Here is a 25356-nt window from a genome sequence, read left to right on the forward strand (position 1 = left end):
TCTTTTTGCGGCCATAGTGCGCACGTTGGCTGATGCGCTGCAAAAAACTTCCTATGCCCTGCCACGCACAAGGCCACCATCGTTTTGCCTGATTTTGCCCGAAGCTGTTCTACTGACGGGGAAGAGAAAAACAAACTCTACCACCATGTCATTGCGATCCGCTGAATAGAGGAGCGGCAACCTCGTCGTTCCTCCTCGCAATGACATTTTTAGAATAACGTAATCAAAAGCGGGTAAATGCCCGACAAAAAGCGGGCCTGGGTGTTTTGCCTGTGGGCGGAAGGATCTTTTTGTCTTGATTTTTTGGTTCTTTTGTATCAAGACAAAAGAAATAGGGCTCCGCGCCTATGAGCGGCTTCGCGCGATATTCACACCTTGCATATTCGCGCTGTACAGTCGGGGATTATTAATGCTGTGTTTGTTTTCCAATGATATTAATGAGCTACCTACGGTCGGTTGTCTTCGTACCTCGCAATTGTAAAGGTCAGATAATTCGGTAACAGAATTAGCTTTAAACAAATAAGCTAAGAAAGTTATGCGCAACATTAATAATGACCTCACATTAAAACGGAATTATCTGAATAAGTACCGTTTTCTGATCAGCGAATATGAGCAGGTTAAACGGGGTGAACATCTGAACTACAGGTTTGCCAAAGAGTTTTATGCGGCCCATGATACCGATCCAAGGAGTTTTTTACTGTATTATAACCGTTTTAAACAATCAGGTAATGAACAGGATCTGCTGCCTGCCAAACGAGGGCCAAAGTACAGTACACGACGCCCCGCTCCTGAAGATGAGCAGCAAGTACTTGACCTTCGGTTGAGGGGCTGCAATAAGTTCGAGATAGCCGACCAGTTTAAGCAAAAAGCTAATAACTTTACGCCATCGCCTTCAGGCGTATACAACATCCTGAAGCGGCACAATAAGAACCGTTTAACCGTCGCAGATAAAGAAGTAAAGCGAAAGATCATCAAAGAACGTATGGGCCAGTTAGGACATATTGACTGTCATCACCTGAGTAAAAGCGTGATCAGGGGACAAAGCAGGAAGCTTTACCTGATTTGCGTATTGGACGATTATTCCCGCCTGGCCTGGGTACAGGTGATGCCGGACATCACCGCGCTTACCACTATGTTTACTGCCCTGCATTGCATGCAGGCACTTAAGCGGGAGTTCGGTATCCAGTTCGAGGAGGTCATTGCTGATAATGGCCCGGAGTTCGGTACTTCCACCAGTTTGCAAAAACGCAACCATCCCTTCGAAAGAATGCTGATGGAAACAGGCATTAAGCGCCGTTATATGCAGCCTTACCGGCCACAAACCAACGGCAAGGTGGAACGCTTCTGGCGAACGCTTAAAGAAGACCTGATTGAAGATACAGACTTTGACAGTCTAGAAGAATTGGAAGACGAACTCTTAAAGTATCTCGTCTACTACAACTGGGAACGTCCACATCAAGGCATCAACGGCAAAAAACCTATCGATATGGCCTCCCTAAACAACAAAAAATAATACCTAATTCTGTTACCGAATTACTAAACCCTTACAGCAATGACGCTTACTATAAAGCATTACACCCCTGCCGTCATATCCTTCCCTACATATATCATATAAAAACCATAGCAACTGGTAGCCAGCGCTACGCCAACACCTAAAAATGCAAGGACGGTAGCCTCGGCGGCTATATCATCCATAATTGCTATAATGGCCGATAAGGCTACTACGCAGGTCCAGGTAGCGAGGTAGTAATCAATGGTGCGTTTAAATATTCTGGCCATCGGGTAAAAATGCAGACCCACTATCATGGCAATGGCGGGTACAATAAAATTAGTTTTGTGAAAATACACCAACGCGCCAGCTACAATAGGTATTACAATCCCCTCCGCGCCAAATATTACGCCATACCATATGCTTAGTCTTTTAGCTTCTGCCCTGTCCTTTTCATTGGCAGGTGTGCTAAAGTATTTGGATAGTGTGAACATCTTTATCCCATAAATTATAAATGAGATGCTGATGATGCCAAACACCACCAATATAGCCCAGTGACCTGCACCGGGCAATCCGCCGGATGCAATACCTGCCCATGCCATGGTAAACAAGGCCATCAGCAATAGGCCGCCGCCAATACTCTTTATTACAATTTTAGGAATGTGTGCTTTTTGCGGTTGCATAATAATGGTTTGGTTTAAGTGCATGTTACTGTTGGATAACAATGGGGTGGGTTTGTTACAGTGGGAATTACTACGAGGCATAATTATAATGTCATTGCGAGGAGTAACGACGCGGCAACCTCGTCACATTCGATTTACAAGCGACGAGGTTGCCACGCTATCGATCACAATGACACTGATAAGTTAAGTAGAAGCACACAACTATCACAATTAACTACCAAACTAATAGGGATTTTACTAATTTCGCAACCTCATACGCGTAAATCAGAAAATGGACTATCAATTTAAAGATATAGAGCAAAAGTGGCAGCAGTTTTGGGCCGAGAATCAAACCTTTAAGGCCGAGGATAACAGTACCAAACCTAAGTATTATGTACTGGATATGTTCCCCTACCCTTCGGGCGCGGGGCTGCATGTGGGGCATCCGCTGGGCTATATTGCTTCTGATATTTTTGCACGTTACAAACGCTTAAAGGGTTTTAACGTGTTGCATCCTATGGGTTATGATTCCTTTGGTTTACCGGCTGAACAATATGCCATACAAACCGGCCAGCACCCTGCTTTAACTACAGAGGCTAACATTGCAACCTACCGCCGCCAATTAGATCAGATCGGTTTTTCATTTGATTGGAGCCGCGAGGTGCGTACCAGTTCGCCGGGTTATTATAAGTGGACACAGTGGATCTTTATGCAGCTGTTCAACGCCTGGTACAACAAAACGGTTGATAAAGCTGAAGGAATTGATAAGCTGATCGCTCATTTTGAGCAGAACGGATCAGCAGGTATTAACGCGGTGAGCGATGAGGAAGTTCTAACTTTTTCTGCGGATGAATGGAAGGCCATGAGCCATGATGAGCAGCAAGCTGAGCTGTTAAAATACCGCATAACCTATCTGCGCGAAAGTACCGTAAACTGGTGCCCAGCCCTTGGTACGGTATTAGCGAACGACGAGGTAAAAGACGGCTTTAGCGAGCGCGGCGGCTACCCTGTTGAGCAAAAGAAAATGATGCAATGGAGCATGCGCATAACTGCCTATGCCCAGCGTTTACTGGAAGGGTTGGACACCATCGACTGGCCCGAACCGCTAAAGGAAATGCAGCGCAACTGGATAGGTAAAAGTACCGGCGCAAGCGTTAGGTTCCCGATTGACAGATCAGGCCACAATGCACAACTTGCAACCGACTATATAGAGGTGTTTACCACCCGTGTTGACACCATATTTGGCGTAACTATTTTGGTGATAGCACCTGAGCATGAGCTGGTTTCGGCATTAACTACGCCGGAACAAAAAGGTGCTATTGATGCCTACATCGCCCAAACAAAAAAGAAATCGGAGCTCGACCGTATGGCTGATACCAAAACGGTATCAGGCGCATTTACGGGCAGCTATGTGCTTAACCCGTTGAATAACGAGAAAGTACCGATCTGGATAGCCGATTACGTATTAGCAGGTTATGGCACCGGCGCGGTAATGGCCGTACCATCAGGTGATCAGCGTGATTATTTATTTGCTAAACATTTTGATCTGCCTATAGTGCCGATCATGGATATACAAAATATTGAGATTGAAGCCGACCCTACTAAGGACGGCCTATACATCAACTCCGATTTTATCAACGGCCTCACTTACAAGGAAGCTACCGCCGCGGTAATTGCCAAACTGGAAGAGCTGGGCCTGGGTAAAGCAAAGATAAATTTCAGGATGCGCGATGCGATCTTCGGTCGCCAGCGTTATTGGGGTGAACCGGTTCCGGTTTATTTTAAGGATGGATTGCCATACCTGATTGACGAAAGCGACCTGCCTTTGGTATTGCCAGAGGTTGATAAATACCTGCCAACAGAAAGCGGAGAGCCGCCTTTGGGAAGAGCTAAAGACTGGAGCTACAAGAAGCAAGAGTCAGGAGTCAAGAGTCAGGAGTCGGCTTCATATGCTTATGAACTTTCAACCATGCCGGGCTGGGCAGGTTCAAGCTGGTACTGGTACCGCTACATGGATGCCAATAACGATAAGGAATTTGCATCAGAAGCAGCAGTTAAATACTGGAAGGATGTAGATCTGTATATCGGTGGCAGCGAACATGCTACCGGACACCTGTTGTACAGCCGTTTCTGGAATAAATTTTTGAAGGATATAGGCGTTGTGTTTGAGGAAGAACCTTTCAAAAAATTGATTAATCAGGGTATGATACAGGGAAGATCAAACTTTGTATATCGTTTAATTGATGATGAAGGACGTGGCACAAACACTTTTATATCGCACGGCTTGATCAAGCAATACAAAACATCCCCAATACATGTTGATGTGAATATTGTTGAGAATGAAGTTTTGAATTTAGATAAGTTTAAAGCATGGCGTGAGGATTTTAAAGATGCCGAGTTTATATTAGAAAACGGCAAATACATATGCGGTGTTGAGGTTGAAAAGATGTCGAAATCTAAGTTCAACGTAGTAAATCCTGATGATATCATCGAACGTTATGGTGCTGATACCCTGCGCATGTACGAGATGTTCTTAGGCCCGCTGGAGCAAAGCAAACCTTGGAATACCAATGGCATTGAGGGCGTATTCAAGTTCCTGCGCAAGTTTTGGAGGTTGTTTCATAACGATCAATGGGCCTTCAGCGTATCCAATGCTGAGCCATCAAAAGCTGAGTTAAAATCCCTGCATAAGATCATCCGTAAAGTGGAAGAAGATATTGACCGTTTTTCGTTCAACACCTCGGTTTCCAGCTTCATGATCGCTGTTAATGAGTTAACCGATCTGAAAAGCAATAACAAGGCTATTTTGCAAGATATGGTAGTTATTCTGTCGCCGTATGCGCCGCATATTTGCGAGGAATTGTGGACTTTATTGGGCAACGCAGCCGGAACATTGTCATACGCTGCATATCCTAAATTTAATCCAAGCTATTTAGTTGAGGATGAATTTGCATACCCGATCTCCATCAACGGTAAAACAAAAATGAACCTCAATATTTCATTGAGCCTTGCCCCTGCCGAGATAGAAGCTTTTGTACTGGTCAATGCCGATGTACAAAAATACCTGGACGGCAAAGCACCTAAAAAGGTGATAGTAGTTAAAGGTAGGATCGTGAATATGGTGGTATAGTCCTTTTCATAAAAAAAACCTTTGCTGCCGCGAGTTTAGCGCAGCGTAACCCGTGGGCGGCATTGTTCAAGCTTATTAGCTTGAACCGCCTAACAAGCTGAAAGCTTTCACCATGCTATACCACGGGTTACGCTACGCTAAACCCGCGGCAGCGGCAGCGGCAGCTAAATCCGTGGCAGCGTCATTCGTTTTAGCACCATTTTTAACGCTAACTTGATAATAGTGTAACAATTACAATATGTAAGCCGATATTTTCATTAAAATGACACTTTGATTGTAACATTTCAGGTATTTTCGCCTCCAATAACCAAAAATACCTTACATTACATGAAACGAATAATTATACTCATATTACTTTTCTGCTCCGTTATTACCGCTAAGGCCCAATTTGGAGGCGGTTCAACCCTTACGGGTAAAATATCGGGCACTGTTATCGACTCTGTTACTAAAAAGCCCGTTCAATACGCAAGTATTGCCATATACTTAAGTCAGGGCAAAGCGCCTATCAACGGTGTATTAACCGATGAAAAAGGAAGCTTCAAGCTGTACAGCATTAAACCGGGCAGTTACAGGATCACCATCACCTTTATTGGCGGTTACAAAACCAAAACTATCAATCCGGTAGTTACCACCCCATCAAAACTTGATAACAATATGGGCAATATCATATTATCACCTGATAATAAGGTATTGAACGAGGTACAGATCACGGGTAAAGGCCCGCTTATTGAAAACCATATTGATAAGCTTGTTTACAATGCTGAAAAAGACATTACCAACACAGGCGGTAATGCAAGCGATGTATTGCAGAAAGTTCCGTTGGTGGCGGTTGACATTAATGGTAACGTTTCCCTGCGTGGCGATGCGAATGTTAGGGTACTTATTAATGGTAAACCATCGGGCGCTATGTCGGCCAGTTTATCAGATGTATTAAAAACCATCCCTGCCGATCAGATCAAGAGTATTGAAGTGATCACCTCTCCATCAGCAAAATATGATGCAGAAGGTTCAGCAGGTATCATCAATATCATCACCAAACAAAAAAATGTTTCAGGTGTGAGCGGTTCTGTTAGCGGTGGTATCGGCACACGCCAAAACAACGGCAACTTTAATCTTAACTACAACAAAAACAGGTTAAGCATCGCCGCTAATATCGGTGGTAACCTTACCTGGCCGCAAGAGTCGATCACTAACTTTGCGCAAACATTTGCCGATACCGCTAAACAAGGGTATACCCGCAACAGTACTATTAAACGCTATGGTACTATAAGCTCGGTAACCGCTGCTTATGATTTTAATAATTATAATAACATCAGTTCTACCTTCAGGTATAACCGTGGCGGATTTGATGTAAACGGTACATCTAACAACTATTATACTGATAGCAATACACCAACACTCGATCAGGCTTATACTAACGGCACTGCACAGCACAACCTGTTTGATGGTTTCGACTGGAGCGTTGATTATACCCACAAGTTTAAAAAAGAAGGCCATGAGATCGACTTTTCCGGTCAATGGAGCCACAGTATAGTTAATACCAATTATACCAACCTTTATACGCCTGAGGCATTGCCAAACCAAAGAGGTATAAATGATGGTACAAACAACGAGTATACTTTTACGGTTGATTATACCTTACCGATAAACAAGGTATTTAAATTTGAGGCAGGTGGTAAAACCATTATCCGCAGGTTAAACAGTATTTATGATGTATTTGGCGGTGCCGACCTGAATACTGTTGATGAGGTTAACACCAATACCTACGATTATAACCAGAACGTTTATGCTGGATACTCCGTATTTACGATAACATTACCTAAAAGCTATACGTTATTAGTTGGTGCAAGGTATGAGAGCACCGATATAACTGGTGATCCATCAAACTCATTACAGGACCTGCAACAGTTCAGCAACAGCTACCCTATATTTATACCGAGCTTTACCATACAAAAGCAATTGGGTACCACACAAACGTTTAAATTAAGCTACAGCAAACGTATTACACGCCCTAGCTTAACTTATCTGAATCCGTTTATTAACAAGCAAAACATTCAGGCCCAAACAGAAGGTAACCCTGAATTATCTCCGGAGATCTCTCAGACCGTGGAGCTGAATTATAACACCTTCATCAAATCATCAGTGATCAACTTCTCAGTTTATTACAAACACATCAACAATTTGATAGAGGGTATTGCTACACCATTACCGGCGTCTGATTCGATACAGGGAACGCTTACTGATTACAGGAACATCGGTTCAAACAACTCATGGGGTGCAAGTTTTTATGGATCGATAAATCCAATAAAGATATTAACTATAAGGGGTAGCGCGAATGCCTATACTTATAACCCTGTGCCATCAGGTGATTTTGCTGCCGACCAAAGCGCCAGCGGCACTTATGTACAATACAACATCTTTGGCATGGCTGAGCTTGATCTGAAACACGATATCGTAGCACAGGTCTTCACTATCGAAAACTCGCCGCGCCGTACTATACAAGGCACCAACCCATCATTTAGTTTGTTAGGTTTTGGCGTGAGAAAGCAATTCATGAACAAGAAAGCATCATTGGGCCTTAATGTATTGCAACCGTTCAACAAGTACAAATATTTTGATCAGAACATATCGAGCCCGGGCTTTACGCAAACCAGCAGCACCGCGTTCCCGTTCCGTTCAATTGGTTTAACATTTAGCTACAGCTTTGGTAAGTTAACGTTTAGCAATCCTAAACAAAAGGATAATAATGACGATGAAAAACAAGGCGATCAGGGCATAGGCGGCGCAGGTGGTAGCCGATAAGCACAATAAAATTCATTAAAAAAGGCCCTCCGGATATCCGGAGGGCCTTTTTTGTAATTATCTATTCTGCATCCACATCAATGCCGATCTGTTTCAGCAATAGCGAGGCATTAAAGGTTTTGCACTCACCGTGTTTTATCTTATAATCAAACAGCATTTCGCCATCTTTTACCTGTATATCGAAGTAATAATTGCGTACATAAGACGGATATTTTTGTTCAAGGTGTGCTATTTGCAGATCGTGTGTGGCCACCATGCCTACCGCGTTCTTGCGGATAAGCTGCTCTATCACCGCTTTTGAGCCCAGGTATTTATCAACCGAGTTGGTGCCGCGCAGCATCTCGTCTATTAAGAAGAAGATCTTAGGCTCGGTTTCAACAGCAGCCAGTAGCATTTGCAGCCTATCGAGCTCGGCTTTAAAGGTTGATGTACTCTCATTCAGCGAATCCTTTATACGCATATAACTGATGATAGTGATAACAGATACCCCCATCCTGCTGGCACAAACCGGCGCACCCGCTAAAGCCAATACTGTATTTATGCCGATGGTGCGCAAAAAAGTACTCTTACCCGCCATGTTCGATCCGGTTATGATATCGATATGAAAAGCATTCTCCAGCTCATAATCATTATCTACCCTGTTGTTTGGGTAGATGAGCGGGTGGGCCAATTCTGTGGCCGTTAAGGTATAACCATCGCCATCCGCTATTTGCGGGAAAGCCCACTCAGGATAATTGATATGCAGCGATGTAAGGCTCATCAGCGCCTCAAACTCTGCTATTACCTCAAAGGCCGCTTCCAGGCTTTCATGGTTGTTGCGTTTCCAGTCCTCAATAGCTATGATCTGGCGGATATCCCATATAAAAAACACGTTCAACAAAAAGCCTACTATGATATTGAGGTGATAATTGAGCTTGTTGATCAATACCGACAGGTCCTTTATCCTTTGCGATGTTTTACCTGCTATAAGCACCTGCGCCAAATCCTTGCACCGGGCCGATTGCCATTGCTGCTCCTCCGCCTTTTTAAAAACCTGTGCGTAACCTGCTAAAGTGCTGCCAATTTTATCGGCAATCATGCTGGTTTTTTTAATGTATTCCGCCTTTGAAAACACCAGGGCCATATTAACAAAACCAATCAGCACGGCTATATCCTTGGCATAACCGCTAAAGAACGAACCTATAATTGCTGCCGACAATAACCATGGCGCTATTTTAGCATAAGTACCCAACCATTTTTCGCCCGATAAATTAAGTGGCAGGCCCAGGTAAGTAAAAAGTCGTTTTAACTGATCGGTATCCTCTGTCTTGGCAAAGTAAAGGCTGGCCTGTACATCCAGTTTCCAATCATTTTTAGTCGCCAACTCCTTTACGGCATCCTGTCTTAGTAAAACAGTTGCTTTTGCCGATGGTGCAGTCAACCACTCTCCTAATTTATTAATACCCGGTATAGTTGCCGACCGGTTAATTAACTGGTATAATGATGCCGGGCCAAATATGTCCAGATCGGCCGTGTAATAGTGCTTTTCGTTGGCAAAGCGTGTACCATTATCATAAATATTAGCATGACTGGTAATACTGCTTATTTCATTCTCATTCACCTGCACCAGGTTCTCAAAGTATTTTTTTTGCGTTTCAAATACGCTTTGCTTTGATACCAGCCATGCAAAACACAACAGCATTATAACAAAGGCTATTGCAATAATGTTAAAGTTATCTTGCATTATGGCAACAGATACCGCAACTATAAATAAGCCAAATACACCTAAACGCATTAGGGAATAAGTATTCACCAGTTTTTTGTATTTAATTACCTGTTCCTGCGCGCTTAGTATCCTTTGGCGGTAATCGTTTATAATATCCTGTTCCATTTAAAAATAAAATTCAGGCTAAATAAACACTTATATTTTAAATAAACGCTTATTTTGTTTTCAATATGAAGATCACTTTTTTAACCGTTGGCAAAACTGAGGATGCTTATTTAAAAGAAGGCATTGAAAAGTATGTAAAGCGACTGAAGCATTACACCCGGCTTGAAATCATTGAACTTCCGGAATTAAAGAACACCAAAGCCCTAACGCCCGAACAGCAAAAAGTTAAGGAAGCCGAAATGATCCTGAAAAAAATTGGTGTTACAGATTATGTTATCCTGCTTGATGAAAACGGTATGGAGCTTACCTCCAAACAGTTTGCCGGCTACATCAATAAAAAAGCAGTTTCATCGGGTGTAAACCTGATCTTCATAGTAGGTGGCCCTTATGGTTTTGATGAGCAGGTTTACCAGCGCGCTAACGATAAGCTATCACTCTCACTCATGACTTTCTCTCATCAAATGGTACGCTTATTTTTTACTGAGCAATTATACCGTGCCTTCACCATCATAAAAGGCGAGCCCTACCACCATTCCTGAACATTGTAGAGATTTGGTCAAATTTCTGTAAAAAACATTTTTTAGGCTTTTTGCTTAAATGCAATGCGCCTATCTTTATTATTTCAGTTAATTAATTCTCTACCTATGCATCAAGTATTTACTGAACTCACCTCCGGGAAATTCATTTTCTTCTACGTGCTCATCATTTCTACCATCATAATACATTATCGCGGTAAAATGCGGTATAAATTTTTCAGGCAACTTACAGATCATTCCACCTTTATGGCGCCTATTAATGTACCCATGTATGCCCTTTCGGGTGTTGAAAACAAACCTTATATAAAAACCGCTTCATTCCCGCAGCTAACCCTTTTAAAAGATCATTGGCAAACCATACGTGATGAGGCCATTTTATTGGAACGTGAAGAACTGATAAAGGGCTCGGATAAATATAACGATGTTGGGTTCAACTCATTCTTCCGCCGTGGCTGGAAAAGGTTTTATTTAAAATGGTATGATGACTTTCATCCATCAGCCAAAAAATACTGCCCGCAAACTATTGAACTGATTAAGCAAGTGCCTGAAATTAAAGCAGCCATGTTTGCCGTATTACCCGCAGGCAGCGAGCTTTTACAGCACCGCGACCCTTATGCAGGTTCATTACGTTATCACTTAGGACTAATCACCCCCAATTCCGAAGCATGTAATATTGTGGTCGACGGACAGCCTTATTACTGGAAAGATGGCGAGGATGTATTGTTTGATGAGACCTATATCCATTACGCCGAAAACAAAACCAATATGGACAGACTGATCCTCTTTTGCGATGTAGAGCGTCCGGTAAAAACCTGGTTTGGTCGCGGCTGGAACAAGTTTTTCGGTTGGTTTATCATGGCGGCGGCGGCGTCACCAAATATGGGCGATGACAAAACCGGCAACATTAACAAGATCTTCCGTTATATATACTCTATCAGGCTGGTTGGCAAAACACTGAAGGCTTATAACCGTAACCTGTACTATGCCGTAAAATACGCACTGATGGTATTGATATTATGGTTGATATTCAGATAACCGGGCAATTCTAACCGGCTTTTAATGCGCTTGTTAATTCACATTTAACATTAATTGGTTAGCTTTGCAACATGTCAGGTCATTCTCATTCACATGATCATTCACACGGGCATGGTCATCACCACCATGATCATACCCCAAAGATTGATAACTTAAATGCCGCGTTCATCGTAGGCATCATATTAAATTCGGCATTTGTAATTGCCGAAGTAATTGCCGGTTTATATAGCGGCTCATTGTCATTACTTACCGATGCCGGCCATAACCTGAGCGATGTCGCCGGTTTGGCCCTTGCTCTCTTAGCATTTAAATTGACTAAAGTAAGTTCAAACAGCCAGTATACTTACGGCTATAAACGTTCAACCATTATCGTATCATTTTTTAATGCGGTAATATTATTTGCATCAGTTGGCGTTATTGCCTATGAAGCTGTGATCAGGTTTATCCACCCCGAAGTAATATCAGGCAGTACTATGGCCTTTGTTGCCCTGGCGGGGATATTTGTAAATGCCATAACCGCCTACTTATTTGTTAAGGGTAAGGACAAGGATCTGAATGTAAAAGGCGCATACCTGCACATGCTAATGGATGCTATCGTATCATTTGGTGTAGTTATATCAGGCGTTATCATCTATTTTACGCACCTGTACTGGATTGATAGTGTTGTTAGCTTAATTATAGCCATTGTTATATTACGGGGCACCTGGAGCCTGTTAAAAGATAGTCTGCGCCTGGAGATGGATGGCGTACCAAAGGAAATGGATCTGGAAAAGATCAAAACTGAGCTAATGAAAGCCAAAGGTGTAGTTGATGTTCACCATATGCACGTTTGGGCGCTGAGCACTACCGAAAACGCATTAACTGCTCATTTAGTAGTTGACCCTGCACATATCAGCCTGTTTGATAACATCAAGCACGATCTGCGCCACCGCCTTGAACATCTCGACATTACTCATAGCACCTTTGAGCCTGAATTTGCCGATGAAAAGTGCAAACAGCCGGATTGTTAGCCCCCTAACCCCCTGAAGGGGGAATATAAAGAGTTTTGAAAGGCATCAGTTTATAAACTGATGCCTTTTCTTTTACCCTTTCACTGGCTTCAGTTTGTAACTGAAGCCTACTGATGACGATTATATTTTTATCGCAATATTAATTTCAGTTTGCAAGTGAAATAGAAAAGCGTCATTGCTGGAGGAACGAAGACTCCTCAGACTGTACAGGGCGAATATGTGGGTTTGTATATCGATTGAGTCGCTTGAAGCCGCTCATGGGCGCGGAGCCCTAGTTCTTTTGTATTGACACAAAAGAACCAAAAAGTCAAGACAAAAAGATCCTTCCGCCCACAGGCAAAACACCCTGGCCCGCGCTTTTTGTCGGGCATTTACCGCTTTTTAATCACGGTTCAATTAAAGTCGCCTGATATTTAATTGAAGTATTATCTTTCCCTTTCCCCGTCAGTAGAATAGCTTCGGATGAAATCAGGCAAAACGATGGTGGCCTTGTGTGGAATGGCAGGGCATAGCAGATTTTTACAGAAGCGTAAAGGCCAGGTGCGTAGCGACAGCAGGGTAAAAATATAGCGGCCCAGGTTTTGCCTGATTTGCAGGGAAGGCCTTGTGCGGCAAAGAAGCATTTCTAATGACTTGATTTTTTGCTACCTTTTGTATCAAGACAAAAGTAGTAGCCTCCGCGGCAATGAGCGGCTGCATAAGGCAAGTAGACGACATGCTAATTCACTCTGTACAGTCGGGGATTGCTTCGTTCCTCGCAATGACGATAGATTAAGAAGAATTAAAAAAGCGCCATTACAAAACACCAAACAATCGGGGATTGCTTCGTACCTTATAATGACGCTTGGTGAAGTTTTAAAGAATATTATTACTCAGCTCTTCTTGGCTTACTAACAGCCTTAGGCTTTGAAGCAGCTTTTGGTGCCGGTTGTTTTGTTACCGCTTTAGGAGCAGTAGTTACAGGCGCTTTTTTAACTTTAACCACTGCAGGTTTTTCACCCTCAACAGGTGCAACCTCTTCGACTAGAGGTTCTGCCGCCGCTTCTTCCTCTTTAAAGAAAGGCATATCCTTTAACAAATGATACCAGGATATCACCTTTTTCATATCAGAGGCATAAACTTTTTCCTCGTCATGGTCAGGCGCTACTTCATTAAAAAACTCTCTAAGTTTTTTACCGTCAACCTTAGCATCAGGCACATTTTGAGCCGCTTTAATACGCGCAAAAATATCTGTTAACTTAATATCATCGTCATAACCAAAAATGGTTATCTCATCTAAAGCAGCTAATTTGGCTGTTGAAAGGTTTGCAACCAGTTTAGTTTTTTGCGCGTCCAAACTCTCTAAAATAAAGCCTGTTTTATTTTGCGACAGTGCTTTCCACAATCCTGGTTTGCCGGATACGGCTACAATTCCCTGTAGGTTCATATGTTTTTATTGAAAAGTTAAAAGTTGAAGGTTGAAAGTAAAAAAGAGGCAGAATATACCTTCAACTTTTTACTTTCAACTTTTAACTCTAAAATTAATCTTCTATTACTTCGATGTTTAAAATTTTATCGCCCTGGCGGATATCGTCAACAACATCAACATTTTCAATCACCTTACCAAAGCAGGTATGGTTACGGTCTAAATGCGCGGTGTTAGCACGGCTATGGCAGATAAAGAACTGTGAACCACCTGTATTACGACCAGCATGAGCCATTGATAATACACCACGATCATGGTATTGGTTCTCGCCTGTTAATTCACAATCAATTTTGTAACCGGGGCCACCAGCACCTGTACCGGTTGGGTCGCCACCCTGTATCATAAAGTTAGGTATCACCCTGTGGAAAGTTACATTATCATAAAATCCTGATTTAGCCAGTTTTTTAAAATTCGCCACTGCAATAGGCGCGTCGTTATCATAAAACTCGACAGTCATGTCGCCTTTTTCGGTTTTGATAATTGCTTTACTCATTTCTAATTTTTAAATAGTTGGCAAAGGTAATAATTTGGGGCGAAAGGCGAAAGAGTAAAGAATGAAAGGTTTATGCGTAATAGTTCCCCTCTTGAGAGGGGTTAGGGGTGTGTTATTAGTTGTTCTCTGTAGAACTAGTTTTATTCTGGCAGAATGGTTGCACCGCTGAAAAGGCACGCACAAGACTCACGTTAAATGAGTACTAACCACCCCAATCTCTAATCACAAATCAACTAATCACCACACTACCTTCAACAATTATTCGTTAAATTTGAAAATGAAGCATCGCCTTAAAAATCTTCCTGCTTTCACCTTTCTGCTTTTGGCTTTAAGCCTTTTCTCCCAAATAACAAGGGCTGCTTCTATCCTTATCCCTATGGATGATGAGCAAAAGGATCACCTGAAATCGTATGGTATCGCTTTTTGGGTACTCAAGAATGGTGAGGAGGTAGATTGGCTGCTCAACTACCGCGGTGGCAGTTTCATGACTAAGTACGACAAAAAGATTGAGGACGAATGCAAGATACGCGGCGTTAGCTATGAAGTTATTACCGATGCCAAGGAAAATGAAATAGTTACCGAGGTAAGCGATCCATCCGTTAATATGGATATTGTAAAGCTGGAGAAAGCCCCACGCATGGCCGTTTACTCACCAAAAGATAAGTTGCCTTGGGATGATGCCGTGACATTGGTGCTAAAATATGCTGAGATACCTTATGATGTAGTGTACGATGAGGAAGTAATCCGCGGCGATTTGCCCAAGTACGACTGGCTACACCTGCACCATGAGGACTTTACAGGGCAATACAGCAAGTTTTACGGCGGTTTCAGGTATGCGCAATGGTATAATGATGATGTGCGCAATCAGGAGGCTATGGCGCATAAGCTGGGCTTTAAAAAGGTATCGCAAATGAAGCTGGCAGTAGCTGAACATATCCGTGATTTTTGTGCGGGTGGCGGCTTCCTGTTCGCCATGTGTTCAGGTACCGACACTTTTGATATAGCCCTCGCAGCCCATAACACCGATATTTGCGAGAGCATGTTTGATGGTGATGCCGCCGACCCCGACGCACAATCGAAATTGGATTTCAGTCAGACTTTCGCCTTTCAGAATTTTACGCTGGACATGAACCCGCTATCGCACAGTTTCAGCAATATTGATGTTACCCCCACCCGACAGATTGACCAGGCGCATGATTTTTTTACCTTGTTTGATTTTTCGGCCAAGTGGGATGTGGTACCCAGCATGCTCACACAGGATCATGATAAAGTTATCAAAGGATTTATGGGCCTAACCACAGCTTTTAACGAAAGTAAGCTTAAACCCGGTGTAATTATTATGGGCGAAATGAAAACCGCTAACGAGGCCCGCTATATCCACGGTGAATACGGCAAAGGCCAATGGACGTTCTACGGTGGTCACGATCCTGAAGATTACCAGCACATGGTAGGCGACCCGCCAACCGATCTCAAGCTCCACCCCAACTCTCCCGGATACCGGCTCATACTAAATAATGTGCTGTTCCCCGCAGCAAGGAAGAAAAAGCAGAAAACCTAGGGTAACTTTTAATACTGATGCCATTTCGGATTATGAAACTGGTGTAATATATTTATGCCCATATCCTTAATCATGAAAATTGTACTAAGCCTCATTTTATCATTTTCTTTAATCCATTGCTTTGCCCAGGAAGTACAAAAGAAAGAAGCGACGCTATATATAATTGATAGTATCCCTCTTATTAATGATCCTGATGAAAACTCGGGTAACATAACTAATAATGACATTGACCATGTAACTGTTGCTACTAATGCAGATGAAATAAAAGCAGCTGGTTATCCATCAATTGATAAGATCATTTATATTATTACTAAAGAGTATGCAAAACGGCCCGATGATATAAAGAAAATCCCCACAACAAAATTGATGGAGAGAAAAGATGGTGTGTGGTATATGAAAGATGCAACATCACCATACAGCGGGAAATTTATTGATTATTACTTGAATGGAAAAATACAAGGAGAAGGTGTACTGAAGGATGGAGTGGTTAATGGTTCACGCACTACATACTATCAAAATGGAAATAAAAATCTTATGAGGAATTACGTGAACGGAGTAGCCCAAGGCTATTCAGAAGAATACTTTCAAAATGGGAACCTCAGGCAAAAAGGCAGCTTTAAAGATGGCAAAGATGACGGACTGTGGATAGACTACTACTCTACAGGAGCAATTAAAAGGCAATGTAATTTTGTAAATCTTATACCCGATATGACAAAAGATGAAAAGAAGTTTTATGATCTGCAAAATAAGGCACAAGAATTAATGCAGGCCGAAGATTATAAAGGTGCTATTAAAAAGTTAGACGAAGCGGAGAAATTAAACAGTAAATATGCCGATGTATATTTTTACCGGGGCACAGCCAAATTAGATAATCTTGATTTTGACAATGCGGTAACCGACTTTGATAAGGCTATTGAACTTGAACCTTTATATATGGAAGCAATTGCCAACAGGGCATTTGCCCGTATCCGGAAATATGAATTCAAAAGCAGTCGTACTTTAAGCAGTAACAATGAAGTAACCGTATTAGCCACCAAAGATAAAGTGGAGATTCCCGCCGATGAAAAAGTTAAGATCTGTAACGATCTTAACAAAAGCGTTGAACTTGGAGATAACAAAGACATGATACTTGATGCCATAAAAAATTATTGCAACTAAATAACATGGTAATCCATCTCTTCGGGTAGGCTAATTAAAGAATGTCCACGCTACCCCAAACTTAAGCTGGGCATCCTGCATAGGGTAACGGTTTACAGTATAAAAACCTTTGCTGAACAGGCCCTGGTTAGCATATTCATAAGCCACAAAAATATTGGTGCGGTATAGCGTAGCCTTTATAAACACGTTTGCAACCGGGTATGATGAATAAGTGATACTTGGCCCGTTATAAAACTGCTCTATCCCTACTGCGTATGATGGTGCTACATAGGGTGTATTATACCTTACATCGGTACCAATATTGGTATTCAACACGTTAAAAAGCAGCTTTGAATAATACAGGCTGGTGTAAGTATAAGCCTCGGGAGTACGCAATACATCGGGGTTATCGGTTTTTTGATATACCAGTATATTATCAAAATGCCACCTGCGCCATGCCAGGTTCTTGCTCAACGTTACTTTAAGTAAATTAATCGGGCTTGTTAATTGTGCCGGGTGAGCATCATTGCTGTTATCGGTAGCTGTAAAATACAGGTAGTCTGACAATAAAAAATATTCGATTTTTAAATCAAGCTGCAGGGCATTATTAATATAGTTAAATGAAAAACTGTTTGTTTTTTGGTTAGCGAAGCTATTATGAAAAATATAATGGTTTGATACCCAATCCGTATATATTAATGCTGGTGTACTACTTTGCGTATAGGCATCCAGTATTATCTTACCCGCATAATTGCCGCCGGCAATCATCAGCTTTGCATCATATATAAAATCACCAAAATCGCGCCCCTGTACAATCTGATTTACATTTCCTTCAAACGCCGCCTTGTCGCTTAATTTGTAGGTTAGCCTCCCTTTTAACGTAAGATCCTGAAATGTAGTTTTATTTTGTACTGTGGCTACCTGTGTAACTTTAGCACCCACTTTATTTATGGTTGAATCGCTCACATATTGCGCATAACTATAAATATCCTGCGTTAGGCCCAAGTCGAGCTTTGCTTCATTTTTTACAGATTTTTGAGCTTTGCTGCGCAGATAAAAACTATAGGAGAAATCGTTTTGCAAATGCGTTACCACCAATGAATCGCGTGAACGGTTATAGCTATAATAATAATCAGGGAATACATGGGCGGTATCAGCATCATTTTGCAGGAAATTGTATTTACGCACATTGTAGTAAAATGTATAAGCCACGCGCTGTGTAGGCAATATTTTTGACACATCACCCGCTTTTTTTACGGTATCAATATGGCCGATATAATAACTCTGTTTCAGATAAAAGCCATTGTCTTTCCAGTTTTCCCAGGTATTGGGCAGCTTTACAGGCGTATTGGCTTTACTAAAAGCTAGGCTGGGCGGTGTAGTAAAAATATCATCATACTGCGATGCTAAAGAACCTGTTTCAGGCGACTTTAAATTATTATATATTAAATTACCCAATAAGTTATAGCGCTTATCTTTCGACTCATACCAGGTAAATAAGGCGGCATTAATATCGCTAACATTTTGTGCCAGTAGGCCCGCGTTACTATAATCGCCCTTTGAGCCAATAAAGTTTAAATTAAAACCAAAGTTCCAGTTAGGCTTAATATTTTGTGTGTGAATAGCCTTGAAGATCTGCTCTGCTTTCCCCCCTGACACCATGGACAGCACTGTATATGGCACCCTGGCATTGTAATAGTTAATATCCTCAGGATTTAGTAAATAAGCATCCAACGCATGCAGGCCTACATCAAAACCTATTGTTTTATCGGGCACAAACAACATATCTTTCTCTGATCGGCCTGTATTACCCAAATTAATTTTAGGATCGCCCGGCTGATAAAGCGGGCTATAATTCTCAAAATTTTTAATACCTGTATCAAGCGGAAAAGTTTGTGAACTATCCCTTAATAAACGCTCACTGGTTACCCTGATGAATTTAGAAGTAAAAATTACACTATCGCGTTTATTTTCCTCCTTTTTACGCAGCGTATCCAATTCCTGGTCGGTAGTCAACGTCTGTGTTGTTTTTCGGGCAGTGTCAGAAAAATTAGAACGTTGCTGCTGCTGTCCCGGATAATTTGACTGATTAGTTTGTGAGTACTGGGCAAAAGCTGCCTGGGCCGATATACATATCAGCAATATTAAAAAGTATTTTAGCTTCTTATAAGGCATCAAAGACCGGCAATTAATTCTTTAAGTATCAATGTTAGTTTGGGTTCTGCTTCCTGTGCTATCGCTATAATTTCATCTATTGATACTGGCTGCAACTCTTCATTAAAACCCTCATCAGTAAGTACCGATATAGCAAATACCGGTAAACCCATGTGGTTAGCTACAATAATCTCGGGGACGGTACTCATGCCAACAGCATCGCCGCCAATTATCCGCAAGTACCTGTATTCCGCTTTAGTTTCCAAATTTGGGCCAGTTACAGCTACATAAACTCCCTTATGGCATGCAATATTGTTAGCTGCGGCAATATCCAAAGCTTTATTTATAAGTGTGCGCTCATAAGGCCTGCTCATATCCGGAAAACGCGGACCAAGCTCTTCCTCATTTCTGCCAACCAGCGGGTTCTGCGGTTGCAGATTAATATGGTCGTTGATCACCATCAGGTCGCCCTTTTTAAAATCAGGGTTAAGCGAACCACTGGCGTTTGATACCAGTAATGTTTTTATACCCAGCATTTTCATCACCCGCACCGGGAAGGTGATCTGCTGCATATTATAACCCTCATAATAATGTAAACGGCCCTGCATTGCCACTACCTTTTTGCCGGCAAGCGTACCAAATATCAGTTTACCTGAGTGAAATTCGAGCGTAGAAATAGGAAAATCGGGGATATTGCCATACATCAGCTGCTTTTCAACCTCAATTTCCTTTACCAGTGCGCCAAGGCCGGTACCTAAAATTATACCCACCTCTGGTTCAAAATCACCAATGCGGTGTTTAATATAGTTGGTGGTGTTTAATATACTATCTAACATAATTAATAACAAAATTATTAAACTGCTGCTGTGTACCGTTAAGGAAATTTACACCTATAGGCATCACTAAAACAGGCAGTTGTTTTACAAGCGGCAACAGTTCATGTTCCACTAAACGCTGCGCATCTTTTTCTGTTGTGATGATCAATTTATTTTTTGATGTGCATGCCGAAAATTCACTGGCAAGTTTACTGATATTTTTTAAGCTAAAGCGATGATGATCCGGATAATTATGATGGATAATATGAGATGTTCCCCTTTTAATATACCGGATCAACGGATCTGCATTGGCAATCCCCGTTAATAAAAAAACCGTAGTATTACCCGTAATAGAAACATCAGCTGCGTTTCCCTCTAAATCCTGCAAAGGCTGATAGGCTATAGAAGTAAAAAATACCTGCTGATATTCGAACGGCTTTATCCGCTTTATGATAGTGGATTGTTCATCCGCGGATAATTCCGCCGGGCATTTACTGATAATAATCACATCGGCCCTCTTACGCCCGCTGAATGGCTCACGCAAATTACCAGCTGGCAATAACAGGTGAGGTTCATTTACCCGGTTATAATCAAATAATAAAATGCTAAGGCCAGGCTTAACCGCTCTGTGCTGATAAGCATCATCAAGGATGATCAGATCATGCTCATCCTGCAACTGCTTTATCCCTTCAACCCTTGCCTCGCAAACCGCGACGGTGATATCCGGAAATTTCTGCGCAAACTGCGCCGGTTCATCACCTATTTGCTGGGCGGTGGTAAGGGTCGTGTGGCGTGTGGCGTGTGGCGTGTGGACAGTTGTAGGTTGTGTGTTGTGTGTTGCAAGTAAATCCGAATTTTCAACTTTTGACTTTTGACTTTTAACTTTTGACTTAACAACAACGTATCCTTTAGTCGCGCGCCCATACCCCCTGCTCAATGTAGCAAGCTTATATTCATCTTTAAACAAACGGATTAGATATTCAGTCATGGGGCTTTTACCCGCACCGCCAACGTCAAGGTTACCAACTGATATCACAGGCACTTCTGCCGAATAGCTTTTAAATATACCCGCATCATAACACCAGTTGCGGATAACCACAACCAGTCCGTAGATCAGCGAGAACGGGAATAAAAGCCAACGCAGGTATTTCATATATTGCCGTAAAGATATAACGATTTTATTTTTTTCACCCAAAACCATAGCGATGGGTTTAAAACCCATCGTTATTAATTAATTTAATTTTCCCTTTACCCTCTTTCCGGCTTGCCGGAGAGAGGGTCGACCAGCTCAGCGAAGTCGGGGTGAGTCAACGGAGCGCGTTTATCCCCCCACCTCACCCGACCTCCCGCCCTCCCCTAAACTTAGGCGGAGGTATCGACGAAGGAGACGGAGGGGGTAAACGGAGCGCGTCGAAGTTCCGCATTAGGGATGGTAAGGGTTTAGCCCGACGAAGGAGGGCCGGAGCGAAGCGCAGCCCTGAACAGCCCGGGCCGCAGGCAATGCCCTCATTAAGTGATTAGTGTACTTCACCAGCGCATAACACACCCCTAACCCCTCTCAAGAGGGGAACTGGAAATTCCAAATCCAAAATCGAACATTCGAAATCCGAAATCAAAAAAACCCACCAATTGTAAAAAAAATCACATGTAACGCAATCGCGACTAAATTTAATTTGACTTTAGGGTCAATAATTTTAGCTTTGCGCTACTAAATAGAAAAACTACAATGAGTGTTCTTGTAAATAAAGATTCTAAAGTTATTGTTCAGGGTTTTACCGGTACTGAAGGCTCCTACCACGCATCACAAATGATAGCGTACGGAACACAGGTAGTTGGCGGTGTTACACCTGGTAAAGGTGGACAACAGCACCTTGACAGGCCTGTATTTAATACAGTTGCCGACGCGGTTGCAAAAACCGGCGCAGATGTATCTATCATATTTGTACCACCGGCTTTTGCCGCTGATGCTATTATGGAAGCTGCCGAAGCAGGTATAAAGGTAATTGTTTGTATAACCGAAGGTATCCCAACCAAGGATATGATCCAGGTTAAGGAATACCTTACCGATAAGGATTCACGCCTGATAGGCCCTAACTGCCCGGGTATTATTACTGCTGATGAAAGCAAAATTGGTATTATGCCAGGCTTCATCTTCAAAAAAGGTAACGTTGGTGTAGTTTCAAAATCAGGAACGTTAACCTATGAGGCCGTTGACCAGGTTGTAAAAGCCGGTTTAGGTATCACTACAGCTATAGGTATTGGTGGCGACCCGATCATCGGAACCCCAACCAAAGAAGCGGTTGAGTTATTGATGAACGACCCTGAAACTCACGGCATCATTATGATAGGCGAAATTGGTGGAGGCATGGAAGCTGAAGCTGCACGCTGGATAAAAGCAAACGGCACTAAGCCGGTTGTAGGTTTCATTGCAGGCCAAACAGCGCCTCCGGGCCGCCGTATGGGCCACGCGGGTGCAATTGTTGGCGGTGCCGATGATACAGCTGCTGCTAAAATGAAGATCATGCGCGAGTGTGGTATCCGCGTAGTTGAATCTCCTGCCGAAATTGGCGCTGCCATGGCAGAGGAATTAGCTAAACTATAACCCCCTAGCCCCCTAAAGGGGGAACGAGTAAACATATTTAAAATCCTGGTCGTATGGCTGGGATTTTTTGTTTGATATAATTTTCCGCAATCCGTCAACCGGACAGCTTCAGCCGAAAACGGGCAGAACGATGGTGGGCTAGGGCGGCTGCAGGGCATAGCAAATTTTGCAGAAGCAGAGAAAAAAGCGAGCGCAGTAAGGGGCAAAATATTGCAGCCCAGGTTCTGCCTGTTTTGCAGGGCAAAGGCCGGGTGCGCAAAGAAGCATTCCGGCTGACTTGATTTTTTTGGTTACTTTTTGTATCAAGACAAAAAGTGACGTCTTAGCGACAAGCGATACCATGAGGAAAGTAAGCAGTATGAAAGTTCGCTCTGCACAGTTTTAGATTGCTTCGTTCCTCGCAATGACGCGTTTCTTCAACCATAATATTACTCCGTCAACCCATTGTAAACATCCTCCCGGCAAACATAATCTCCCCTAAAATTGTCGTATATTTATGTACAGTGAAATCACTAATTCACTACATCAATAACTCAATAATTAACAATGGAATATAATAAATTAACACCCGACGAAGAATGGGTTATACTGCATAAGGGTACTGAAAGGCCGTTCACCGGCTCTTTATTAAACAACAAGGCTGAGGGAGTTTACGTGTGCAAACGCTGCGATACGCCTTTGTATGAATCAGCTACCAAATTTGAATCGCACTGCGGATGGCCAAGCTTTGACGACGAGATCCTAGGATCTGTAAAACGCGTACCCGATGCCGACGGTCGCCGTGTGGAGATCGTATGCGCCAATTGCGGAGCACACCTCGGCCACGTATTTGAAGGCGAATACCTCACACCAAAAAATGTAAGGCATTGCGTAAATTCGGTGAGTATGAAATTTGTGCCACTGGTAAAATAAGCCCCCAGCCCCTAAAGGGGAGTTTGATCAGCACTTGCTCCTATACCCTCTTTGCCGCTTGCGGCAGAGAGGGTATAGGAGCGAAGCAACGACCGGGTGAGTCAACGAAGCGCGTAAGTAACTGATACAATCAATCAAAACAAAGGTTAACCTCACTAATAACTTTACAAACCCAGCCAAGTACTCATTAAATCAACTCAATAAAGTCAACTGTTAACAACTTGTACCTGTTGTTAAAAACTATCACTAACACAATAAAAGCAGGATGCCTTATCTTTGGATTATAAGTTCTTTCAAGCGCTATAAGGGTTACCGGTTTTATTGCCGGCATTAAAAGGGAACCATGTTAAAATCATGGGCTGACGTGCAACTGTGTGATTAGTAATAAGTTTAATGTTAAAAGTTGAAAGTAAAATTTAGCTATACCAAACTTTACTTTCAACCTTCAACTCACAACTTTCAACTACAAAGCCAGACACCTGCCTGCATAGCTTGACGAAACTTTCACGAATAAGGTTTTGCCAAAAGATAAGTCTACCGTAGCTTCAATCATGAACGCAGGCGGTTCACTGCCTTTTGTCGACACCCAAATAAAATAACAAAAGGTAAATATGAATCAGGAAAACGAATTATTACTAAGAGAGAACAAGGACCGGTTTGTTATCCTTCCAATAAAGTATCCCGCTATCTGGGAAATGTATAAAAAATGTGAAGCCAGTTTCTGGACCGCCGAAGAGATCGACCTCTCCGACGACATGAAACATTGGGAAACCATGAATGCCGGCGAAAAACATTTCATTTCGCACATACTTGCCTTTTTTGCTGCCAGCGATGGTATTGTGAACGAGAACCTAGCCATCAATTTCATGAGCGAGGTACAATTGCCAGAGGCACGTTGCTTCTACGGTTTCCAGATCATGATGGAAAATATCCACTCTGAAACCTACGCCCTGCTGATCGACACTTATATTAAAGATCCGGCTGAAAAAGACCGTTTGTTCCACGCCATTGATACCGTACCATGCGTAAATAAAAAAGCAGAGTGGGCATTAAGATGGATCAATAATGGCACATTTGCCGAACGCCTGATTGCTTTTGCTGCGGTTGAAGGCATCTTCTTCTCAGGTAGCTTCTGCTCTATCTTCTGGTTAAAGAAACGTGGTTTAATGCCGGGCTTAACCTTCAGCAATGAGCTCATCTCGCGCGATGAAGGCATGCATTGCGAATTTGCCTGCTTATTATACCGCATGCTGGAGAACAAACTTTCAAAAGAAGCTGCAACCAAAATTATTACCGACGCGGTTGAAATAGAAAAAGAATTTGTTACCGACGCCTTACCGGTAAACCTTATCGGTATGAATGCAAAATTAATGAGCCAATACATTGAGTTTGTTGCCGACAGATGGCTTGGTGAACTGGGTTACGACAAAGTTTATGGAGCATCAAACCCATTTGATTTTATGGAGATGATATCCCTGCAAGGCAAAACCAATTTCTTTGAAAAACGCGTAGGCGACTACCAGAAAAGTGGCGTACTGAATGCTACGGCAGACAGCAAAAGTTTTTCACTGGATGATGACTTTTAAGGATAGTATCAGGTAGCTAGTATCAAGTATCAGGATATAGCTACAGCATTAAATAGAATATTAACTAAGCGAAGTAAAAAGTCTTACTACTTGATACTAG

At 42.4% G+C, this 25356-nt stretch carries 18 protein-coding genes and 1 riboswitch; of the genes, 11 read left to right on the plus strand and 7 right to left on the minus strand.

What is annotated here, in order from left to right:
• Nucleotides 1-535 precede the first annotated feature (535 nt).
• Nucleotides 536-1513 (plus strand): integrase core domain-containing protein, encoded by a 978-nt coding sequence (locus BLU33_RS16705; RefSeq protein WP_091375511.1) that lies wholly within the window; start codon nt 536-538, stop codon nt 1511-1513.
• 59 nt (nt 1514-1572) lie between these two features.
• Here the strand turns inward: BLU33_RS16705 and BLU33_RS16710 are convergent, their stop codons facing one another.
• Nucleotides 1573-2172, minus strand: a complete 600-nt coding sequence (locus BLU33_RS16710; protein WP_157682190.1) for a hypothetical protein — start codon at nt 2170-2172, stop codon at nt 1573-1575.
• Between the two features lie 271 nt (nt 2173-2443).
• Between BLU33_RS16710 and leuS the strand changes: the two genes are divergently transcribed.
• Nucleotides 2444-5281: a leucine--tRNA ligase gene (leuS, locus tag BLU33_RS16715; protein ID WP_091375517.1), complete on the plus strand. Its 2838-nt coding sequence runs from the start codon at nt 2444-2446 to the stop codon at nt 5279-5281.
• A 327-nt stretch (nt 5282-5608) separates the two neighbouring features.
• The gene (locus tag BLU33_RS16720; RefSeq protein WP_091375520.1) at nt 5609-8083 is read left to right on the plus strand and encodes an outer membrane beta-barrel family protein; all 2475 of its coding nucleotides are present in this window, start codon (nt 5609-5611) and stop codon (nt 8081-8083) included.
• Between the two features lie 61 nt (nt 8084-8144).
• Here BLU33_RS16720 and BLU33_RS25705 read toward each other — a convergent pair whose 3' ends face one another.
• On the minus strand, nt 8145-8843 hold the full coding sequence (locus BLU33_RS25705; RefSeq protein WP_394331798.1) for a MutS-related protein: 699 nt from the start codon (nt 8841-8843) through the stop codon (nt 8145-8147).
• A gap of 1175 nt (nt 8844-10018) precedes the next feature.
• On the opposite strand from BLU33_RS25705, the gene rlmH reads away from it, so the two are divergent.
• From rlmH to BLU33_RS16740, 3 genes are all read left to right on the plus strand, one after another.
• Nucleotides 10019-10492 carry a 23S rRNA (pseudouridine(1915)-N(3))-methyltransferase RlmH gene (gene rlmH / locus BLU33_RS16730; RefSeq protein WP_091375527.1) on the plus strand — a complete coding sequence of 158 codons (474 nt, stop codon included), beginning with the start codon at nt 10019-10021 and terminating at the stop codon, nt 10490-10492.
• Nucleotides 10493-10597: 105 nt separating this feature from the next.
• Nucleotides 10598-11524, plus strand: coding sequence for an aspartyl/asparaginyl beta-hydroxylase domain-containing protein (locus tag BLU33_RS16735; protein ID WP_091375530.1), 927 nt, complete (start codon nt 10598-10600; stop codon nt 11522-11524).
• Between the two features lie 71 nt (nt 11525-11595).
• The gene (locus BLU33_RS16740) at nt 11596-12534 is read left to right on the plus strand and encodes a cation diffusion facilitator family transporter (protein WP_091375533.1); all 939 of its coding nucleotides are present in this window, start codon (nt 11596-11598) and stop codon (nt 12532-12534) included.
• Nucleotides 12535-13402: 868 nt separating this feature from the next.
• Here BLU33_RS16740 and BLU33_RS16750 read toward each other — a convergent pair.
• Both BLU33_RS16750 and BLU33_RS16755 read right to left on the minus strand, forming a co-directional pair.
• A complete protein-coding gene (locus BLU33_RS16750; RefSeq protein ID WP_091375539.1) occupies nt 13403-13960 on the minus strand; it encodes a DUF5606 family protein in 558 nt (185 codons plus the stop codon).
• A 94-nt stretch (nt 13961-14054) separates the two neighbouring features.
• Nucleotides 14055-14492, minus strand: a complete 438-nt coding sequence (locus BLU33_RS16755) for a peptidylprolyl isomerase (RefSeq protein ID WP_091375543.1) — start codon at nt 14490-14492, stop codon at nt 14055-14057.
• Nucleotides 14493-14769: 277 nt separating this feature from the next.
• Between BLU33_RS16755 and BLU33_RS16760 the strand changes: the two genes are divergently transcribed.
• Together BLU33_RS16760 and BLU33_RS16765 are read left to right on the plus strand one after the other, a co-directional pair.
• The gene (locus tag BLU33_RS16760) at nt 14770-16050 is read left to right on the plus strand and encodes an asparagine synthetase B (RefSeq protein WP_091375546.1); all 1281 of its coding nucleotides are present in this window, start codon (nt 14770-14772) and stop codon (nt 16048-16050) included.
• A 72-nt stretch (nt 16051-16122) separates the two neighbouring features.
• Nucleotides 16123-17208, plus strand: coding sequence for a hypothetical protein (locus BLU33_RS16765; RefSeq protein ID WP_091375547.1), 1086 nt, complete (start codon nt 16123-16125; stop codon nt 17206-17208).
• Nucleotides 17209-17238: 30 nt separating this feature from the next.
• Here BLU33_RS16765 and BLU33_RS16770 read toward each other — a convergent pair whose 3' ends face one another.
• From BLU33_RS16770 to BLU33_RS16780, 3 genes are read right to left on the minus strand one after another with little or no spacing between them, the layout of a single operon-like run.
• Nucleotides 17239-19362, minus strand: a complete 2124-nt coding sequence (locus tag BLU33_RS16770) for a putative porin (RefSeq protein WP_091375548.1) — start codon at nt 19360-19362, stop codon at nt 17239-17241.
• Nucleotides 19362-20177 carry a purine-nucleoside phosphorylase gene (locus BLU33_RS16775; protein ID WP_091375552.1) on the minus strand — a complete coding sequence of 272 codons (816 nt, stop codon included), beginning with the start codon at nt 20175-20177 and terminating at the stop codon, nt 19362-19364. The genes BLU33_RS16770 and BLU33_RS16775 overlap by 1 nt, the downstream gene beginning before the upstream one ends.
• Complete coding sequence (locus BLU33_RS16780; RefSeq protein WP_091380736.1) at nt 20167-21309, minus strand: tetraacyldisaccharide 4'-kinase; 1143 nt, start codon at nt 21307-21309, stop codon at nt 20167-20169. Before BLU33_RS16780 ends, BLU33_RS16775 begins: the two co-directional genes overlap by 11 nt.
• 573 nt (nt 21310-21882) lie before the next feature.
• On the opposite strand from BLU33_RS16780, the gene sucD reads away from it, so the two are divergent.
• The 3 genes from sucD (at nt 21883) to BLU33_RS16795 (ending at nt 25256) form a co-directional block, all read left to right on the plus strand.
• Nucleotides 21883-22758: a succinate--CoA ligase subunit alpha gene (sucD, locus tag BLU33_RS16785; protein ID WP_091375555.1), complete on the plus strand. Its 876-nt coding sequence runs from the start codon at nt 21883-21885 to the stop codon at nt 22756-22758.
• A 546-nt stretch (nt 22759-23304) separates the two neighbouring features.
• The gene (locus BLU33_RS16790) at nt 23305-23670 is read left to right on the plus strand and encodes a methionine-R-sulfoxide reductase (protein ID WP_091375557.1); all 366 of its coding nucleotides are present in this window, start codon (nt 23305-23307) and stop codon (nt 23668-23670) included.
• Between the two features lie 289 nt (nt 23671-23959).
• Nucleotides 23960-24171, plus strand: a riboswitch (cobalamin riboswitch).
• A 110-nt stretch (nt 24172-24281) separates the two neighbouring features.
• Nucleotides 24282-25256 (plus strand): ribonucleoside-diphosphate reductase small subunit, encoded by a 975-nt coding sequence (locus BLU33_RS16795; RefSeq protein WP_091375560.1) that lies wholly within the window; start codon nt 24282-24284, stop codon nt 25254-25256.
• Nucleotides 25257-25356: the final 100 nt, after the last annotated feature.

The sequence above is a fragment of the Mucilaginibacter mallensis genome (genome assembly GCF_900105165.1).
In the GTDB taxonomy this organism is placed as follows: Bacteria; Bacteroidota; Bacteroidia; order Sphingobacteriales; family Sphingobacteriaceae; genus Mucilaginibacter; species Mucilaginibacter mallensis.

Excerpts from the sequence above, each read along its gene's own strand:
- BLU33_RS16755 (WP_091375543.1), bottom strand. The coding sequence starts at position 14,492 with ATGAGTAAAGCAATTATCAAAACCGAAAAAGGCGACATGACTGTCGAG.
- BLU33_RS25705 (WP_394331798.1), bottom strand. The coding sequence starts at position 8,843 with ATGAGCCTTACATCGCTGCATATCAATTATCCTGAGTGGGCTTTCCCG.
- BLU33_RS16735 (WP_091375530.1), top strand. The coding sequence starts at position 10,598 with ATGCATCAAGTATTTACTGAACTCACCTCCGGGAAATTCATTTTCTTC.
- leuS (WP_091375517.1), top strand. The coding sequence starts at position 2,444 with ATGGACTATCAATTTAAAGATATAGAGCAAAAGTGGCAGCAGTTTTGG.
- BLU33_RS16740 (WP_091375533.1), top strand. The coding sequence starts at position 11,596 with ATGTCAGGTCATTCTCATTCACATGATCATTCACACGGGCATGGTCAT.
- BLU33_RS16720 (WP_091375520.1), top strand. The coding sequence starts at position 5,609 with ATGAAACGAATAATTATACTCATATTACTTTTCTGCTCCGTTATTACC.
- BLU33_RS16775 (WP_091375552.1), bottom strand. The coding sequence starts at position 20,177 with ATGTTAGATAGTATATTAAACACCACCAACTATATTAAACACCGCATT.
- BLU33_RS16790 (WP_091375557.1), top strand. The coding sequence starts at position 23,305 with ATGGAATATAATAAATTAACACCCGACGAAGAATGGGTTATACTGCAT.
- BLU33_RS16710 (WP_157682190.1), bottom strand. The coding sequence starts at position 2,172 with ATGCAACCGCAAAAAGCACACATTCCTAAAATTGTAATAAAGAGTATT.
- BLU33_RS16760 (WP_091375546.1), top strand. The coding sequence starts at position 14,770 with ATGAAGCATCGCCTTAAAAATCTTCCTGCTTTCACCTTTCTGCTTTTG.
- BLU33_RS16770 (WP_091375548.1), bottom strand. The coding sequence starts at position 19,362 with ATGCCTTATAAGAAGCTAAAATACTTTTTAATATTGCTGATATGTATA.
- rlmH (WP_091375527.1), top strand. The coding sequence starts at position 10,019 with ATGAAGATCACTTTTTTAACCGTTGGCAAAACTGAGGATGCTTATTTA.
- BLU33_RS16780 (WP_091380736.1), bottom strand. The coding sequence starts at position 21,309 with ATGAAATACCTGCGTTGGCTTTTATTCCCGTTCTCGCTGATCTACGGA.
- sucD (WP_091375555.1), top strand. The coding sequence starts at position 21,883 with ATGAGTGTTCTTGTAAATAAAGATTCTAAAGTTATTGTTCAGGGTTTT.
- BLU33_RS16795 (WP_091375560.1), top strand. The coding sequence starts at position 24,282 with ATGAATCAGGAAAACGAATTATTACTAAGAGAGAACAAGGACCGGTTT.
- BLU33_RS16705 (WP_091375511.1), top strand. The coding sequence starts at position 536 with ATGCGCAACATTAATAATGACCTCACATTAAAACGGAATTATCTGAAT.
- BLU33_RS16765 (WP_091375547.1), top strand. The coding sequence starts at position 16,123 with ATGAAAATTGTACTAAGCCTCATTTTATCATTTTCTTTAATCCATTGC.
- BLU33_RS16750 (WP_091375539.1), bottom strand. The coding sequence starts at position 13,960 with ATGAACCTACAGGGAATTGTAGCCGTATCCGGCAAACCAGGATTGTGG.